At 61.8% G+C, this 15,095-nt stretch carries 13 protein-coding genes; 9 read left to right on the forward strand and 4 right to left on the reverse strand.

Going from position 1 to position 15,095, the window contains the following annotated elements:
* Nucleotides 1–577: 577 nt before the first annotated feature.
* From J5274_RS17215 to J5274_RS17235, 5 genes are all read left to right on the forward strand, one after another.
* Nucleotides 578–2,167, forward strand: coding sequence for an NAD(P)/FAD-dependent oxidoreductase (locus J5274_RS17215; protein WP_143123185.1), 1,590 nt, complete (start codon nucleotides 578–580; stop codon nucleotides 2,165–2,167).
* Between the two features lie 25 nt (nucleotides 2,168–2,192).
* The gene (locus tag J5274_RS17220) at nucleotides 2,193–2,699 is read left to right on the forward strand and encodes a MarR family winged helix-turn-helix transcriptional regulator (RefSeq protein ID WP_142830794.1); all 507 of its coding nucleotides are present in this window, start codon (nucleotides 2,193–2,195) and stop codon (nucleotides 2,697–2,699) included.
* Nucleotides 2,700–2,872: 173 nt separating this feature from the next.
* Entirely contained in the window at nucleotides 2,873–3,214 is a 342-nt protein-coding gene (locus J5274_RS17225; protein ID WP_224127965.1) for a MarR family winged helix-turn-helix transcriptional regulator, read from the forward strand.
* Nucleotides 3,215–3,275: 61 nt separating this feature from the next.
* Entirely contained in the window at nucleotides 3,276–3,575 is a 300-nt protein-coding gene (locus J5274_RS17230) for a nucleotidyltransferase family protein (protein WP_143123186.1), read from the forward strand.
* Entirely contained in the window at nucleotides 3,575–3,925 is a 351-nt protein-coding gene (locus J5274_RS17235) for a DUF86 domain-containing protein (protein ID WP_142830790.1), read from the forward strand. The genes J5274_RS17230 and J5274_RS17235 overlap by 1 nt, the downstream gene beginning before the upstream one ends.
* A gap of 111 nt (nucleotides 3,926–4,036) precedes the next feature.
* On the opposite strand, the gene J5274_RS17240 is transcribed toward J5274_RS17235, so the two are convergent.
* The 4 genes from J5274_RS17240 to J5274_RS17255 form a co-directional block, all read right to left on the reverse strand.
* Entirely contained in the window at nucleotides 4,037–4,216 is a 180-nt protein-coding gene (locus tag J5274_RS17240; protein WP_142830788.1) for a hypothetical protein, read from the reverse strand.
* Nucleotides 4,217–4,403: 187 nt separating this feature from the next.
* A complete protein-coding gene (locus J5274_RS17245) occupies nucleotides 4,404–5,708 on the reverse strand; it encodes an MFS transporter (RefSeq protein WP_142830786.1) in 1,305 nt (434 codons plus the stop codon).
* 232 nt (nucleotides 5,709–5,940) lie between these two features.
* Nucleotides 5,941–7,500, reverse strand: coding sequence for an indolepyruvate oxidoreductase subunit beta family protein (locus J5274_RS17250; RefSeq protein WP_142830784.1), 1,560 nt, complete (start codon nucleotides 7,498–7,500; stop codon nucleotides 5,941–5,943).
* A 10-nt stretch (nucleotides 7,501–7,510) separates the two neighbouring features.
* Nucleotides 7,511–9,664 (reverse strand): indolepyruvate ferredoxin oxidoreductase subunit alpha, encoded by a 2,154-nt coding sequence (locus J5274_RS17255; RefSeq protein ID WP_142830782.1) that lies wholly within the window; start codon nucleotides 9,662–9,664, stop codon nucleotides 7,511–7,513.
* A 371-nt stretch (nucleotides 9,665–10,035) separates the two neighbouring features.
* Here J5274_RS17255 and J5274_RS17260 point away from each other — a divergent pair, with 371 nt between their 5' ends.
* From J5274_RS17260 to J5274_RS17275, 4 genes are all read left to right on the forward strand, one after another.
* Complete coding sequence (locus J5274_RS17260) at nucleotides 10,036–11,571, forward strand: ABC transporter substrate-binding protein (RefSeq protein WP_142830780.1); 1,536 nt, start codon at nucleotides 10,036–10,038, stop codon at nucleotides 11,569–11,571.
* Between the two features lie 480 nt (nucleotides 11,572–12,051).
* On the forward strand, nucleotides 12,052–13,059 hold the full coding sequence (locus J5274_RS17265; protein ID WP_142830778.1) for an ABC transporter permease: 1,008 nt from the start codon (nucleotides 12,052–12,054) through the stop codon (nucleotides 13,057–13,059).
* Entirely contained in the window at nucleotides 13,052–13,945 is an 894-nt protein-coding gene (locus tag J5274_RS17270; protein WP_142830776.1) for an ABC transporter permease, read from the forward strand. Before J5274_RS17265 ends, J5274_RS17270 begins: the two co-directional genes overlap by 8 nt.
* Nucleotides 13,942–14,826 (forward strand): ABC transporter ATP-binding protein, encoded by an 885-nt coding sequence (locus J5274_RS17275; protein ID WP_142830774.1) that lies wholly within the window; start codon nucleotides 13,942–13,944, stop codon nucleotides 14,824–14,826. The genes J5274_RS17270 and J5274_RS17275 overlap by 4 nt, the downstream gene beginning before the upstream one ends.
* Nucleotides 14,827–15,095: the final 269 nt, after the last annotated feature.

A 15,095-nucleotide genomic window follows, 5' to 3' on the forward strand; every position in this document is an offset into this window, starting at 1 on the left:
GACTGGCGGAAGCAGAATCGCTGCCTCCGCCCTCCGCCGCTAGGCAAGCCGCCGCCCCATACATCCCCCACCCTCATTCCAGTGCTCGTCACAGGAATCCAGCCACGGCGCGTCTGCGCCGTGAAAAAACACTTGACCGTCCGCCACAAGCCTTCCCGCGCCCAAGGACTTGGGCGCACTGGATTCCTGTGACAAGCACAGGAATGAGGGAAACCGTGGCAACCTCCCGCCCTCCCGCAAAAGCCAGACTGGCGGAGACAGAGGCAGCAGAGGCAGCAGAGGCAGCAGAGGCAGCAGAGGCAGCAGAGGCAGCAGAGGCAGCAGAGGCAGCAGAGGCAGCAGAGGCAGCAGAGGCAGCAGAGGCAGCAGAGGCAGCAGAGGCAGCATCATTGCAAGCGCCTATCCCACTAAGGCAAGCCATCGGAAGCACCACTTCCCTCCCTCATTCCTGTGCACGTCACAGGAATCCAGCCACGGCACGTCCGCGCCGTGAAGGGACGTCTCTGGGCTCGTCATATACCCTCCCGGCCTCGACGAGCGGGCCCCATCCTCCAACCACTCTTTGCGGGACAACGGCATGAGCAGCCATGACTACATAATCGTTGGCAGCGGCATCAATGCGCTGGTTGCGGCGGCCATGCTGGGCAAGAGGGGTCGCAAGGTTCTGATCCTCGAGCGCAACGAGCGTATCGGCGGATGCCTGCGCAGCGAGGAGATCACTGAGCCCGGCTTCGTCCACGACGTCATGGCGACAACGATGGTGCTGTTCCTGACCTCGCCGGCCTACGGGGCGCTCGGTAAGGATCTGGAGGCGCGCGGCCTTGCTTTCTCGCATGCCGACCTGCCAACCGGCGTGCTGCGTCCGGACGGATCGAACGTCATCTTTTCCAGGGATCGCCAGCGCAACATAGCAACATTCGAAGCCCTCTCGGCAGGCGACGGCAAGACTTTCTCCGACGAAATGGACAAGCTCGGAGCCGATGCGCCATTCCTGTTCTCCCTGCTCGGCGGCGCTCTCTGGTCGGGCAACATCTTGAAGACTGTGTCCCGGCAGGCCTGGGGGCGAGGCCTTCGCAACCTTGCTGCCTGGTTCGGCAACGCTCTGACGCCCGCGCGCGGCTACCTGCAAACAGCCTACGGCTCGGACCTTGCCCGCGCACTCTGGGCACCTTGGGTGCTGCATTGCGGCCTCAGCCCGGAAGATGCCTATTCCGCCGAAATGCTGAAGGTCATCGGGTTTGCCATCGAACTTGCGGGCTGCCCGGTAGCGACAGGGGGCGCCGGCGTTCTGGTCACTGCTTTCGAACGGCTGATTGCGGACCAGGGCGGCACCATCCGTACGGGTGCCGATGTCGCAAGCATCCTGCCCGGCCCCGGCAACGTCGCCGGCGGCGTTCGCCTTGCGGGTGGTGAAACCCTCACCGCCACCGGCGGCGTCATCTGCTCGACGACCCCGAACCAGCTTTATGAGCGCCTGATGGCCGACTGGCCCGGGCCGCTGCCGGCACAGATCCGCAAGGATGTCTCCCAATATCGCTATGGCAAGGGCAACATGCAGATCCACTACGCGCTGTCCGCCCCGCCCCGCTGGAAACATAACCCTGAGCTCGGCCAGGTCGCGTTGCTGCACCTGACCCCCGGCCTCGACGGTGTCTCGCGCGCCTGCAACGAATGCGAACGCGGTCTACTGCCGGCGGAACCCACCGTTTGCGTCGGCCAGCCGGTATCCTTCGACCCCAGCCGGGCGCCCGAGGGCAAGTCCATCCTCTGGCTACAATTGCCGGAAGCGCCGCGCCTGCTGAAAGGCGATGCCGCGGCCAAGATCGAGACACCGGCGGATGGCCGCTGGACGGAGACGGTGCGCGAACAGTATGCGGATCGCATAGAGGCGTTGCTGGCGAGCCACATCGAAAACTTCGCCGAAATCAGGCTTGCCCGCCGCGCCTACTCTCCGGCCGATCTCGAGACGATGAACATGAACCTCGTCGGCGGCGACCCCTATGGCGGCCATTGTGGCCTCGACCAGTTTTTTCTCTGGCGGCCCTTCAAGTCTTCGGTTAATCACCGCACCCACATCAAGGGCCTGTACCATATCGGTGCGTCGTCCCACCCGGGCCCTGGCCTCGGCGGCGGTTCGGGTTTCCTGCTCGCATCCTCGCTGAAATAACAGGAAGACGAGGAGGCGTGTGTTCATGGAAGAACGGTTTTCAGGTGTCGTGCTCAGGCGCAAGGACGATGGCTACGATGCCCGCCCGACCATGGGCGAGATCGGCCTGAACCATTTCGCGCCCTATCTGATGAACCGGCTGATGTCCCGCTGGAACGCCAACATGGCCGACGAGCTGAAGGAACTGGACATCTCGACCGCCAAGATGCGGGCGCTGGCGGTGCTCAGCGTCTCGACCTCAGTGACCATCAACGAGCTGTCGATCTTCGCCGTGACCGAGCAGTCGACAATGAGCCGGACGCTGGATTCGCTGGAAACCCAGGGCTACATCCGTCGGCAACCGCGCGCCGAAGACATGCGCATCCGCGATGTCTCGATCACCGAGGAAGGCCGTGCCGCCTTCGAAAAAGTCTGGCCGACGATGTACGACCTGTTGCTGCAGATGTTCGACGGCGTCGAGGAAGCCGAATACCGCGCCTTCATCGGAACGCTGCACAAGGTGCTGCACAATATCCGCAAGCACGAGATCTGAGGGCCGCAGAGCGGCTGTGGCGCGTCGTGACAAAATCTGCGGGAGTTGGTACTATCGGACCATGGACCGGAAAGAAGTCATTACCCGCCTGAAAGCCACCGAGCCGCAGATACGCGCGCTGGGTGTTGATGCTCTCTATCTGTACGGCTCATATGCCAGCGACAGCGCGCGCAGTGATAGCGATCAAGATGCGGGCGCTGGCGGTGCTCAGCGTCTCGACGTCAGTGACCATCAACGAGCTGTCGATCTTCGCCGTGACCGAGCAGTCGACAATGAGCCGGACGCTGGATTCGCTGGAAACCCAGGGCTATATCCGCCGGCAACCGCGCGCCGAAGACATGCGTATCCGCGATGTCTCGATCACCGAGGAAGGCCGCGCCGCCTTCGAGAAAGTCTGGCCGACGATGTACGACCTGCTGCTGCAGATGTTCGACGGCGTCGAGGAAGCCGAATACCGCGCCTTCATCGGAACGCTGCACAAGGTGCTGCATAATATCCGCAAGCACGAGATTTGAGGGCCGCGGAGCGGCTGCGGCGCGTGATGACAAAATCTTCGGGAGTTGGTACTATCGGACCATGGACCGGAAAGAAGTCATTACCCGCCTGAAAGCCACCGAGCCGCAGATACGCGCGCTGGGTGTTGATGCTCTCTATCTGTACGGCTCATATGCCAGCGACAGCGCGCGCAGTGATAGCGATATTGATGTCTTGGTCGATTTTGGTCCGGAGAGCGGCAAGGGCCTGACAGCTTTCATGATGCCTTACCAACTTTTGGAAGACCAGTTCCCAGGCGTCGAAATTGGTTACGGTACGCGGGAGTCAATTTCGCCTGCCTATCGCGCCTCTGTAGAGCAAAGCGCGATCAGAGTATTCTGATGACCTCAGCGAAGAGTGTGCATGTCCGCTTGCTGCACATTCTGGAGAACATCGATGGCATTCTGTCTGCCACAAAGGATGTGAAGCCGGATGCGATCGCCGACGATTTTTTGGTCCTGCGCGCCATAGAGCGCTGCATTCAGATTATATCCGAGGCAGCGAAGGAATTGCCCTCCAAAATGCGTTCGAGCGAACCCGATATTTCCTGGCGTGCCATCATTGGCATCGGCAATCTGCTGAGACATGAATATTACCGCATTCGACCGGGCGACCTATGGGACATTATCCACGTCCACTTGCCCAAACTACGACCAGCCATTGCAAGGCTTCTGTCAGAGGCAGAACAATGACTGCTACGCCAGTCAGTCCAGCAAATTATCACGCCTTCGACCCCAGCCCCAAAAGCATGGGGCCAGAGTGTGAGGTAGCCGCTACACATGTCCGGTTCGGACGCGGGCGTGCTATTGGGTCTGGGTGGTGACCGCAGGCTGCGGAGTGGTTGCGTCGGGGGCATTGGCCTTTCCGACGAAATACATTCCGCCCACAAAGATCACGCAGGCAACCACCGTGATCGCTGCCAGCTTGGCAATCGATCCCACGCTGGTCCGTTCCGTACCAAAACCCATCTCTTCTGAAGTCATCGTTTAAAAACTCCTCCGTTGATGCGAGCGCTTCTCCTCTTCGCCCGCATCTGGGAAGGGTAACACAGCTTTTCCCCGGTTACATCCCCTAAGATGTAACCCAGGCATATCTACACGTATTGCGGTGCAACATGCAGTGGCCGGAGAACTGGCGCAGTGCAACATCGACCGGTTTCCGACCGCCACGTTAACCTGCTGGTTTGTTGGGGATCAGCGCGGTTGCGCCGGCTGCAATTGCCGCGATGATCGCGAAGACGTAGAAATTCCACTCGGGCGCAACCGCGATGCTGGCGATATAGCCGCCGATCAACGGCCCCAGCAATGCTCCGATCCGCGCGAAGCTCAGAGCCCAACCGGTGCCGGCCGCGCGGACAGAGGGCTTGAGATAGTGGGCGAGATAGCCGGTCAGGATGAGCGACGCCGACACCGTGCCGAAACCCGCCACGGCTACGACCGCGTAGTTCAGCAGGATCGAACCCTTGAAGGCGAGTGCGGCGATACCGATAGCGCCGAGCAGGTACGACAGGGTGACCGTCAGCTTCACGCCGAATCTATCCGCCCATTGCCCGAGCACGATACCACCGATCGCCGACGTAAAGGAAAAGACGGCAAGGAAGAGCAGGCTGTCGCCAAGATCATACCCGCTCTTGCGCATGATCTGCGGCAGCCATTGCGCCAGCCCGTAGACCAGCAGCAGCCCCATGAACAGCGCTAGCCAGAAACATATCGTCGCAAAGGCGTTTTTCGGTGAGAAGATTTCGCCGAGTGCAGTTCGCCAGCCGACCATCTCCCTGGTGTGGGAAGGTTCAACCGGGACCGGCAGACGGAGCCGCGTGGCCAGCTTCGCAGCCGCCTCGTTGCGCTTGCGGGAGACAAGATAGTCCAGCGATTCTGGCAGCAACCAGGCCATGACGGGGACACAGAGCAACGGCAGCGCGCCGATCAGCACCACCGGTCGCCAACCGTAATCCGCAAGCAGCCCCCGACCGACCAAGGCCGCCGCAAACAGCCCCAGCGAATAGCCGGAATACATTATGCCGTAGTTCAGGCTCTTCCTCCTGGCCGGGGAATACTCGATAGTCAACGCCGCGGCGATGGGGATTATGCCGCCGAGACCGAGCCCCGCCACGAAGCGGCTGATGGCAAAGACGGTGGGCGTCGGCGCTGCCGAGGTGACGATCATGCAGACCGCGAACAGCGACAGGCAGCACAGAAACATCGGCTTGCGTCCGTAGAGATCGCTCAGCGTACCGATCAGGATACCACCGACCAGCATGCCGAAAATGGTGTAGCTGCCCATGGCGCCAAGCTGCATCGGCGTCAGACCCCAGGCGCTGTCGGTCGAGAGCGCCGGCAGGATGGCACCGAGCACGCCAACGTCATAGCCCTCAGCAAAAATGGCAAACCAGCACAGGAGTACCACCATCAAACCGGTGTTCTGGCGTCTGGCAGAGGTACCCGCGTCGACCCCGGATGCTTGAAGATCGTCCATCCAGTTCCCCTTTATTTTCAACCGTTCCGTCCTCACCCTCATCGCTGTGCTTGTCACAGCAATCCAGCCACGGTGCGCTGCGCCGTGAGGAGACCCTTGCCGCTCTGGAAAAAAAGCAGCTCGCCCAACGAATTAGGCACCTGACAACGGTGACGGGCACTAGAACGAGACAAAAGCGCCTCTCCCGCACACGATGGCCTTCGCCCCAAAGCGTCGGCAATCCCTCCACCCTCTAAAGCGTTGCCACCGTCTTTAGCGCGCCATCGAGCGCGATACCGCTTTCGTCGAGCAGGGCTGCTTGGCGCAGGCGCTTCATCCAGGCGGCACCGTCCTCCCGATCTCGCAACAGCGGCAGCGCCGACATGACACGGTCAAATTTCGACAGGCCGCGGGCGTGGGTGTCGGAGTAGCCCTTGACGAGGCGCCTGTTGTTGAGCACCTCGACGGCGAGATCGTAGTTGGCAGCGAGCAGGCCGGTGGCCATTGCGAGCCAGGCGTCACGGTGTGCCATCTCACGGGAATGGCGCAATGTTCCCCGGCGTGTCCCGCGCAAAGCCGAAACGGCATAAAGGCTTAGGAACCAGAACAGCGTTCCCGTTTGCACCCTTCGCCCCTTGTTGACGAGGCGATCGAGCCGGGCAAACAGCTTCGGCCGGTTTTCGATCCACAGGCCCAGCCGCTTCGGAAGAGTGCCGCAGATCTCCTCCATGCGCGGATGCATATACTCTGTCATGTAGACGATCTGGTCGGCCTTTGCCCCGACCTCCTTGCGAACCCGGTCGAAACGGGATGCCCGCACCTTCAGGTCGGCAACGCGGATGACATCGTCATAGGCCATCGAGATCGCGACGTATTTCGCTGCCTGAACGGTGAACGCGAAGCCTTTTCCCGCGCCGCCATATCTGCGGTCGAGTTCAAGCAGACTTGCCACGCGGCTCAGATATTCGTCGCCATAGGCCGGATCCTGGAAATCCGTCAGCTTCCTGGCGCCGGCAAAGAGCAGCGGATGAGCCTCTTCCGGAAATTCGGCACGGATGCGGTAGACGATCCTGTCGAGAGAGGGATGTCCTGCCGTCTCGGGCAGCGCGTCGAAATGCTTGTGCGGCGTCGCCGAGACCACATCGTTGGTCCTCGCCGTCGCCCGCTCGAAGGCGGCATTGAAAGCCTTCAGGCTCGGCTCGATGCCTTTTCCGCCGCCGCGAATGGTCGCCTCGAATGCCTCCCTTGAAAAGGGCAGCACACCGGCGGCGGCCAGCGCCCCGAACATGGACGCGGAAATGACGCTGCCGTTTTTGGCCGCCAGCGTATCCATGTCGAAGGCGATAATCCGCTTGGCGGCAAAATCCGTGGCTTCGACGACAACTTCGGGATTGCCGATGCCATCACCCGGCTTCTCCTTCTCGCCGACCGCCAGCGCGCGGTGCGTCGAGGCAATCAACGTCGTACGATCCGGCGTCACCAGGCCGCGCAGAACGGAGCGTCCGGCTTCCATCAGTTCGGCGGCCAGCACGATATCGACGTCGCCCGGCGTCGGCATCAGCGCAAAGATCGGATGGCGGCCCTCGCGGGCGGGCAACAGTTCGAGATAGTAGATGGTGGCGCCGGTACGCTGGGCGACGCCGGGGACAGACGTCGTCTGTGCCATCCAGCCTTGGCTTTCCGCCAGCCCGACGATCCAGTCGGCAAGCACCCCGCCGCCCTGGCCGCCCATGGCGAGAATGGCAATCGAGATCGGCTTGTCCGTCGACAGGCGAATGGCGCCGACGGCCGTTGTAGCAACATGCTCGTTCATGGCGATCCCCTCAATCTGCAAAGACGATGCGGCTTGCCTTGCGGCGGGCCTGCAGCCAGCCGATGACGGCACTGCGCATCCTAGCGAGAAAGCGGTCCCAGCCGGTCGGGTTGTGGATAATATCGGCGCGGTAGAACGACGGACAGAGGATGGCGGCCTCCGCCACCTCGCCGCAATTGCCGCAGCCGACGCAGCTGTTGTCGATGGCAGCGACCGGATCGTCCTTCAGCGGGTCGTCGGTGTGCTTGACCGACAGCGACGGACAGCCCGACAGCCGGATGCAGGCGTGGTCGCCGGTGCAGACATCCTCGTCGACGCCGAAGCGCTCCTTGACCATACGCTTGCCGTCCTTCACCGCCTTGTTGAACAAAGGCTTCACCCGGCGCTGCTTGTTGAGCATGCATTCCGACGAGGCGACGATGATCTTCGGGCCCGGCTCCTTGGTCGTCAATGCCTCGCGCAGGGTGTCGCGCATCTTGGCGACATCGTAGGTCCGGTCGATCTGGCGGACCCAGGTGGCGCCGATGCCCTTGACGGCATTGACGATGGAATTGTTGGTCTTGCGCCGCGGATTGTCCGCGCGCGACGACAGGATGTCCTGGCCGCCAGTGGCTGCGGAGTAGAAATTGTCGATGACGAGGATGACGCCGTCCTGCTTGTTGAACACCGCATTGCCGACTGAGGTCGCCAACCCGTTGTGCCAGAAGCCACCGTCGCCCATGACCGAGATCGAACGCTTGTCCGCTTCGACATTGAAGGCCGAGGCCGAGGCTGGTCCAAGACCGTAGCCCATCGTCGTGCCACCGATGTTGAACGGCGGCAGGATCGAGAACAGGTGACAGCCAATATCGGCGGCGACATGGTGCTCGCCCAGTTCCTGTTCGACCAGTTTCATTGCTGCAAAGATCGGCCGCTCCGGACAGCCGATGCAGAAACCGGCAGGCCTCGGCGGTACGACCTCGGCCAGCGCCCTGACCTTCGGATCGTTGAGAACGGGCGACGGATCCGGCAGCGGCGGCTGGTTGCCGAGCAGCACGCGCGCATGGGTCTCGAGGAAGGTCTTGATGCCCTTCATCAGCACCTGCGTCGTGTATTCGCCGCCCATCGGCAGGGTGTCCTTGCCGGCGATCCGCGTCTGGATGTCGCGGCGGCGCAGGATCGTGTTCAGCGACTGCTCGATATATTCCGGCGCCCCCTCCTCGACCATCAGAACGGCCTTTTTGCTGGCGCAGAATTCGGCCAGCTGGTCGTCGATCAGCGGATAGGCGACGTTGAGCACATACAGAGGCACGGAACAGTTGCCATAGACATCGGCAAGGCCAAGCTGCTGCAACGAGCGCATGACGCCATTATACATGCCACCCAGCAGTATGATGCCGACATCGCCTTCGCTGGGACCGAAATATTCGTTGAGCCTGCGGCGCTTGATGAACTCTACGGCAGCCGGCCAGCGGTGCTCCAGCTTCTGCTTTTCATGGACGAAGGTCGCTGGCGGCAGGACGATGCGGTTGACGTCGCGGACCGGATTTTCCAGCGCCTGGCGCAGCGTGAACTCCGGCCGCTTATTGTTCTTTGCTTCGAACTGGCCGTGCACATGGCAGCTGCGGATACCGACCTGCAGCATCACGGGTGTATTGGAGGCCTCGGAAAGCTCGAAGCCGGTTTCGACAGCATCGACGATCGACGGCAGGTTGGGGCGTGGATTGAGCAACCACATCTGCGACTTCATCGCATAGGCATGGCTGCGCTCCTGCATGATCGACGATCCCTCGCCGTAATCCTCGCCAATGATGATCAGCGCGCCGCCGGTCACCCCGCCGGACGACAGGTTGGAGAGTGCGTCGGAGGCAACGTTGGTGCCGGCCGTCGACTTCCAGGTGACGGCGCCGCGCACCGGGTACATCACCGAGGCCGACAGCATCGCCGCCGCCGCTGCCTCCGAGGCCGATGTCTCGAAGTGGATGCCGAGGTCTTCCATGACATCCTTGGCGTCGGCCAGCACGTCCATCAGATGCGAGATCGGCGAGCCCTGGTAGCCGCCGACATAGGAGACGCCGGACTGCAGCAACGCCTTGGTAATCGCGAGAATTCCCTCGCCGCGGAAGGTGTCGCCCTCCCCCAGCTTCAGGTCCTCGACTTCGCGGGCAAAAGACCGTTCAGCCATTTCAGTTCCCCTTCGCCCTTGTCAGGCGTTTTCTTCAATCATTTGCAAAAGCATATTTTGCGCTTCGACCGGCTGTCAATCAGCAAATGGCGTGAAGCCATCAACATGCGTTACCGCACGCCCGTTTGATCGGAGTAAAAGCAAACTGAGCCGAATAAATATGCAAAAGCATACATTATGCTCAACTGGATCTTGCGCAGTCTCCGGCAGATTCCGGGAGATGGAGACCGACACTGCTATTTTTCTACAACGCCAGAGAATCCGCTTGCGCTTCCCGATGGTTATTTTAAGATTAAAACATTCCGATAATAAATCGCCAGCGGCAGGCCGGCCACAGGTCATCTACCGCTGAACAGGGGAACGGAGTGACCATGGACCATCTGACACGGCGCCAGGCGTTGAGCCTAGGCGCGGCTACTTTCATCACGGGCATTCTCGCTGGCCGGACGGTCGTCGAGGCGGCCGATGTGAATACGCTGACGATCGCATTCAACGTCAACCTGCCGGCCTTCGACCCGACGACAGGCCCCTCGGCCGTCAATCCGACGATCCAGGCGATCTACCGCTCGGTCTTCGACCAGTTCATCGGCCAGGGCCCGGACCTGAAGTTCCAGCCCGGCCTGCTCACAAAATGGGGTTGGAACGACGACAAGACCAAAGTCTGGATGGACGTCCGCGAGGGCGTTACCTGGCACGATGGATCCAAATTTACCCCGGAGGATGTCGTCTGGTCGCTCAACCGCGCTGGCGACCAGAAGGGCGGCAACCCGATCTCCTTCATCTGGTCGACTGCCACCAACTACAAGATCGAGGGCAACCGGATTACCGGGGACGTCGTTCGCTACGAGCCGACCTATTTCATGTGGATGGCCTTCCTGACAGGCTATGTCCTGCCGAAAGACTACTTCACGAAAGTCGGTCCGGAGGGCTTCGAGAAGAAGCCTATCGGCACGGGCCCGTATATGGTCGATGCCTACGAGGGCAATTCCTTTCTGCGCCTCAAGGCCAATCCGAACTATTTCGGCGGCAAGCCAGCCTTCGAGACGGTCATCTACAAATTCGTCCCGGATACGACAAGCCGCGTCGCCGAGATCGAATCCGGCTCCTCCGACGTGACGCTGGAAGTGCCCTACGAGGATTTCGACCGCCTCAAGAAGAAGAAGGGCCTCGACGGCGTCGCAACGCCTGTCTCCGACATCGGCATGATCTTCATTTCCAATGTCGGCCCGATGCTCGACAAGAACGTCCGGCTCGCCGCCAACATGGCGATCGACAAGGACGCCATCATCAAGCGCCTGCTGCGCGGCTACGGCAAGCCGTTGTCGACGCTCGAGGCGCCGGAATATTCGGCATATGACGCCGCCATCAAGACGCCTTACGACCCGGAAGGTGCCAAGAAGCTTCTTGCGGCCAGTGGCTTCTCGCCGGAAAAGCCCGTGAAGTTCGCCATCAAGACCACCCGCGGCTTCAAGCCAAAGGACTACGAGATGATCCAGGCGATCGTCGGCATGTGGCGCAAGGTCGGCATCGAAGCGGAAATCGAAGTCTACGAGATCGCCAAGCACTACGAGCTTCGCGCCGCTCACCAGCTCGGTCCTGCCGCCTTCTACAACTGGGGCAATGCCATCGGCGATCCAACGACCTCGACCGGCTTTGCAATGTACAGCAAATCGCCGCATTCGGGCTGGAAGACGGACGATGTCGACAACCTGATCAACCCTCTCTGGGGCGAAAAGGACGAAGCCAAGCGCATCGCGGGCTGGAAGGCGGTCGATAAGTATATTGCCGAAGAGGGATACGTCATCCCGCTGCTGCAATATGCCCAGCCGATCCTCTACAAATCGAGCGTCAAGGTCACCCCGAACATCTCGGGCGCCCTGCAAGCAGCGCAGGTAGCGAAGGCCTGATAGAGGTTTGGACGCAAGCCACGGGCTAATCTCCCCCGTTGCGGGGGAGATGTCAGCAAAGCTGATAGAGGCGGGTTGGTCGCCACGCACTTCCACAGTGACGAGCGACACCTGTGCCTTGTCCCGAACATCCACAGGCGCCCACTCATCAGTCATTCCGGTCATCTTCCTTCCCGCCGGCGGGGAGATGAATTCCTCTTCATTGGCCAATTCAGCCTTATTCGATCGAACGGGCACCGACATGAACATATGGCGGCACCAGACCATCCTCCCTCACTCCTGTACTCGTCACAGGAATCCAGTGCGCCCAATTCCTTGGGCGCGGGAGATGTCACGGCTAGACTCATGGCGTTCTCTAACGGTGCCCCTATGGCGACGATCAACAGGTGGCAGGATGACCAAAGCTGATGCCGCGACTTTCACCAGGAAGCGGCCGAGAATTGGTTTATGCCGCTGCCTGACGGCCGGAAGCCATAATCCATGATAGCCATTGCCATTCTCAATCGCCTGGTCATGGCCCTTGTCACGCTGTTCGGTGTGGCGCTGATCGTCTTCGTGCTTTTGCGCGTTGTCCCCGGCGATCCGATTGCCATGATGATCTCGCCAGGCGCCACACCGGCCGACATCGCCGCGATGCGCGCCCATTACGGGCTCGACGCCAGCCTTCCGGTGCAGTTTGGCCTGTGGCTGAAGGCTGTCGCGATCGGTGATTTCGGCACCTCGATCTCGCTGAAGCGCAGCGTACTCGGCCTGCTCGGCGACCGGCTCCCGGCGACCCTCGAGCTGGCCTTTGCCGCCCTGGTGCTGGCAGTTCTGCTCGGTGGTCTTGTGGCGATTGTTGGCACACTGGTACGCCGTACCATCCTCGAGCCGATCATCGACAGCCTCAATGGGCTTTTCCTCGCCGTCCCCGATTTCGTCTGGGCGCTGGCCCTTGTGCTGGTCTTCGGCGTTGCCTTTCCGCTGTTTCCGCTGTCGGGCCGCATCGATCCCAGTATCGACGCGCAGTTCCACACGCCCTTCTACCTGATCGAGAGCCTTGTGACCCTGCGCTTTGACATCTTTGCCGACGTTGCCGCCCATATGGTAATGCCGGTGCTGGCTCTCGGCCTGCCGCTGGCCGCCATCGTCGCCCGGGTGCTGAAAGCAACGCTTTCGGAGGCTATGCTGCAGGACTACATCCTGCTTGCAAGGCTGAAGGGCATGTCCAACCTGCGACTGGTGCTGCAGGAGGCGCTGCGCAATGCCGTCGGACCGACCATTGCGCTGACCGGCGTGCAGTTCACCTTCCTCATCGGCGGCACCGTCATCGTCGAGCGCATCTTTGCCTATCCGGGCATCGGCAACATGGCGATCGACGCGGTGATCAACCGCGACCTGCCGCTGATCCAGGGTCTGGTGCTGGTCTTCGGCCTGCTGTTCATCGTCATCAACCTAATGGTCGACGCGCTCGTCGCGGCCTTCAATCCGAGGCTGGCTCATGGCTGAGATCATTACATACACCGCGCCGAGAACGCCGTCACGCTCCGCAAGACGCCTGCTGGCCCTGCTGCGCGAGCCGAAAGTCCTACTGGGCGGCGGCATTATCCTTTTGCTGGTCATCCTTGCCGTCTTCGCACCCTTCATTGCCCCGAAGGACCCGCTCGAGCAGGACCTGATGTCCGGCACCCTGCCCCCCGCTTGGATGGATGGCGGCGACCAGAACTTCCTTCTCGGCACCGACGATCTCGGCCGCGACGTGCTGTCGCGCATGATATTCGGCACCCGTATCGCCCTGACCGTTGCCTTCGTGGCCGCCGGGCTTTCCGCACTGATCGGCACCTTGCTCGGCCTGTTTGCCGGCTGGTACGGCGGGTGGCCGGACCGCATCATCTCGCGGCTGGTCGATATCTGGATGGCATTCCCGCCGGTGCTGCTGTCGATCCTGCTGGTCGCCGTGTTCGGCTCGGGCGTCCATTCGGTAATCGCCGCCATCGTCATCATCGACTGGACCCGCTTCTGCCGCGTCGTTCGCTCGGAAACCCAGGCGCAGGCGCAGATGGATTACGTCACCGCCGCCCGCACCATCGGCTTCTCCAGGCTGCGCATCCTGTTCTCCGAAATCCTGCCGAATGTGGCACCCGTCCTCATCGCGCTCGTCAGCCTTGAAATGGGCATTGCGGTCATCGTCGAAGCCATCTTGTCCTTTGTCGGACTCTCCGTCTCATCGGACACGCCGACCTGGGGGGGCATGATCGCCGAGGGCCGGCAGATCATCCATGACGGCTGGTGGGTATTGGTGGCGCCGCTGCTGGCGCTGTTTGCGACGGTGCTGGCCTTCAACCAGCTCGGCGATGGCCTGCGTCGCGCCCTGGACCCCGTGATGCGCCGATGAACCAGCCGCTTCTCTCGATAACCGGCCTCAGCGCCGTCTCCGACCGCGACGGCGGCGCGCCGATCCTGCGCGATGTCGGGCTGACGCTAGAGCGCGGCGAGGTTCGCGGCCTCGTTGGCGAAAGCGGCGCCGGAAAATCGACCATCGCCAAGGCGCTGCTCGGCATCCTTCCGCGCACTGTTCGAGTCGTGGGCGGGTTTATCAATTTCGAAGGTCGTGACTTGCTGCGATTGCCGCAGAAGGAACTGCGCTCGATCATGGGCAGCGAGATCTCGCTAATCCCGCAGGATCCGCAGACGGCCCTCAACCCCGGACGCCGCATCGAGGCACAACTGACGGACGGCCTGCGCCTGAAGCGCGGCCTGTCGTCGAGGGAGGCCGGTCAGCGGGCGCTAAACCTGCTGGAAGAAGTTCATATCCGCGATCCCGGACGGGTGCTGCGCTGCTATCCGCACGAACTTTCCGGCGGCATGCGCCAGCGCGTACTGATTGCCGCCGCCTTTGCGCTGGAGCCGAAGCTGGTCGTCGCCGACGAGCCGACGACGGCGCTCGACGTGACCGTGCAGAAGCAGATCCTGCGGCTGATCCGCCGACTGCAGGAGGCGCACGGCACCGCCGTCATCTTCGTCACCCACGACCTCGGCGTCGTCGCCCAGATCTGCGACAGCGTCACCCTGCTCTACGCTGGCAAGGTCATCGAGGAAGGTCGTACCGCCGAGGTGCTGTCGACCCCGCGCCACATTTACACGCAAGCCCTGATCGCAGCCGGGCCACGCTACGACCGTCCAAACGCCGGCCTGACGCCGGTGCCGCCCGAAATCTTCGAAGAACTCCGCCGCGAGATTGGCCTTCACGACGGGAGGCTGAGCAGCCATGCATGAGCGCTTTTGTAACCCGGCCGCCGGCTGCGACGTCAGCGATCGAGGACGGCAACCGTTGCCCATCCGGCATGATCTAAAGCTAGAACCATCACCAATGACTGCTTCCCGGCTGTCAATTGACCAACCGCAGGCCGACCTCGCTCTCCCTCATCCCTGTGCTCGTCACAGGGATCCAGTCACGGCGCGTCCGTGCCGTGGGGGAACTCGACCTCTCAATCGGAAGGGCCTTCTACGCCCAAGGACTTGGGCATGCCGGATTCCTGTGACAG

The organism is Rhizobium sp. L51/94 (assembly GCF_019355555.1).
In the GTDB taxonomy this organism is placed as follows: Bacteria; Pseudomonadota; Alphaproteobacteria; order Rhizobiales; family Rhizobiaceae; genus Rhizobium; species Rhizobium rhododendri.

Coding starts and splice junctions, on each gene's coding strand:
- J5274_RS17215 (WP_143123185.1), top strand. CDS start 578: ATGAGCAGCCATGACTACATAATCGTTGGCAGCGGCATCAATGCGCTG.
- J5274_RS17220 (WP_142830794.1), top strand. CDS start 2,193: ATGGAAGAACGGTTTTCAGGTGTCGTGCTCAGGCGCAAGGACGATGGC.
- J5274_RS17230 (WP_143123186.1), top strand. CDS start 3,276: ATGGACCGGAAAGAAGTCATTACCCGCCTGAAAGCCACCGAGCCGCAG.
- J5274_RS17235 (WP_142830790.1), top strand. CDS start 3,575: ATGACCTCAGCGAAGAGTGTGCATGTCCGCTTGCTGCACATTCTGGAG.
- J5274_RS17240 (WP_142830788.1), bottom strand. CDS start 4,216: ATGACTTCAGAAGAGATGGGTTTTGGTACGGAACGGACCAGCGTGGGA.
- J5274_RS17245 (WP_142830786.1), bottom strand. CDS start 5,708: ATGGACGATCTTCAAGCATCCGGGGTCGACGCGGGTACCTCTGCCAGA.
- J5274_RS17250 (WP_142830784.1), bottom strand. CDS start 7,500: ATGAACGAGCATGTTGCTACAACGGCCGTCGGCGCCATTCGCCTGTCG.
- J5274_RS17255 (WP_142830782.1), bottom strand. CDS start 9,664: ATGGCTGAACGGTCTTTTGCCCGCGAAGTCGAGGACCTGAAGCTGGGG.
- J5274_RS17260 (WP_142830780.1), top strand. CDS start 10,036: ATGGACCATCTGACACGGCGCCAGGCGTTGAGCCTAGGCGCGGCTACT.
- J5274_RS17265 (WP_142830778.1), top strand. CDS start 12,052: ATGATAGCCATTGCCATTCTCAATCGCCTGGTCATGGCCCTTGTCACG.
- J5274_RS17270 (WP_142830776.1), top strand. CDS start 13,052: ATGGCTGAGATCATTACATACACCGCGCCGAGAACGCCGTCACGCTCC.
- J5274_RS17275 (WP_142830774.1), top strand. CDS start 13,942: ATGAACCAGCCGCTTCTCTCGATAACCGGCCTCAGCGCCGTCTCCGAC.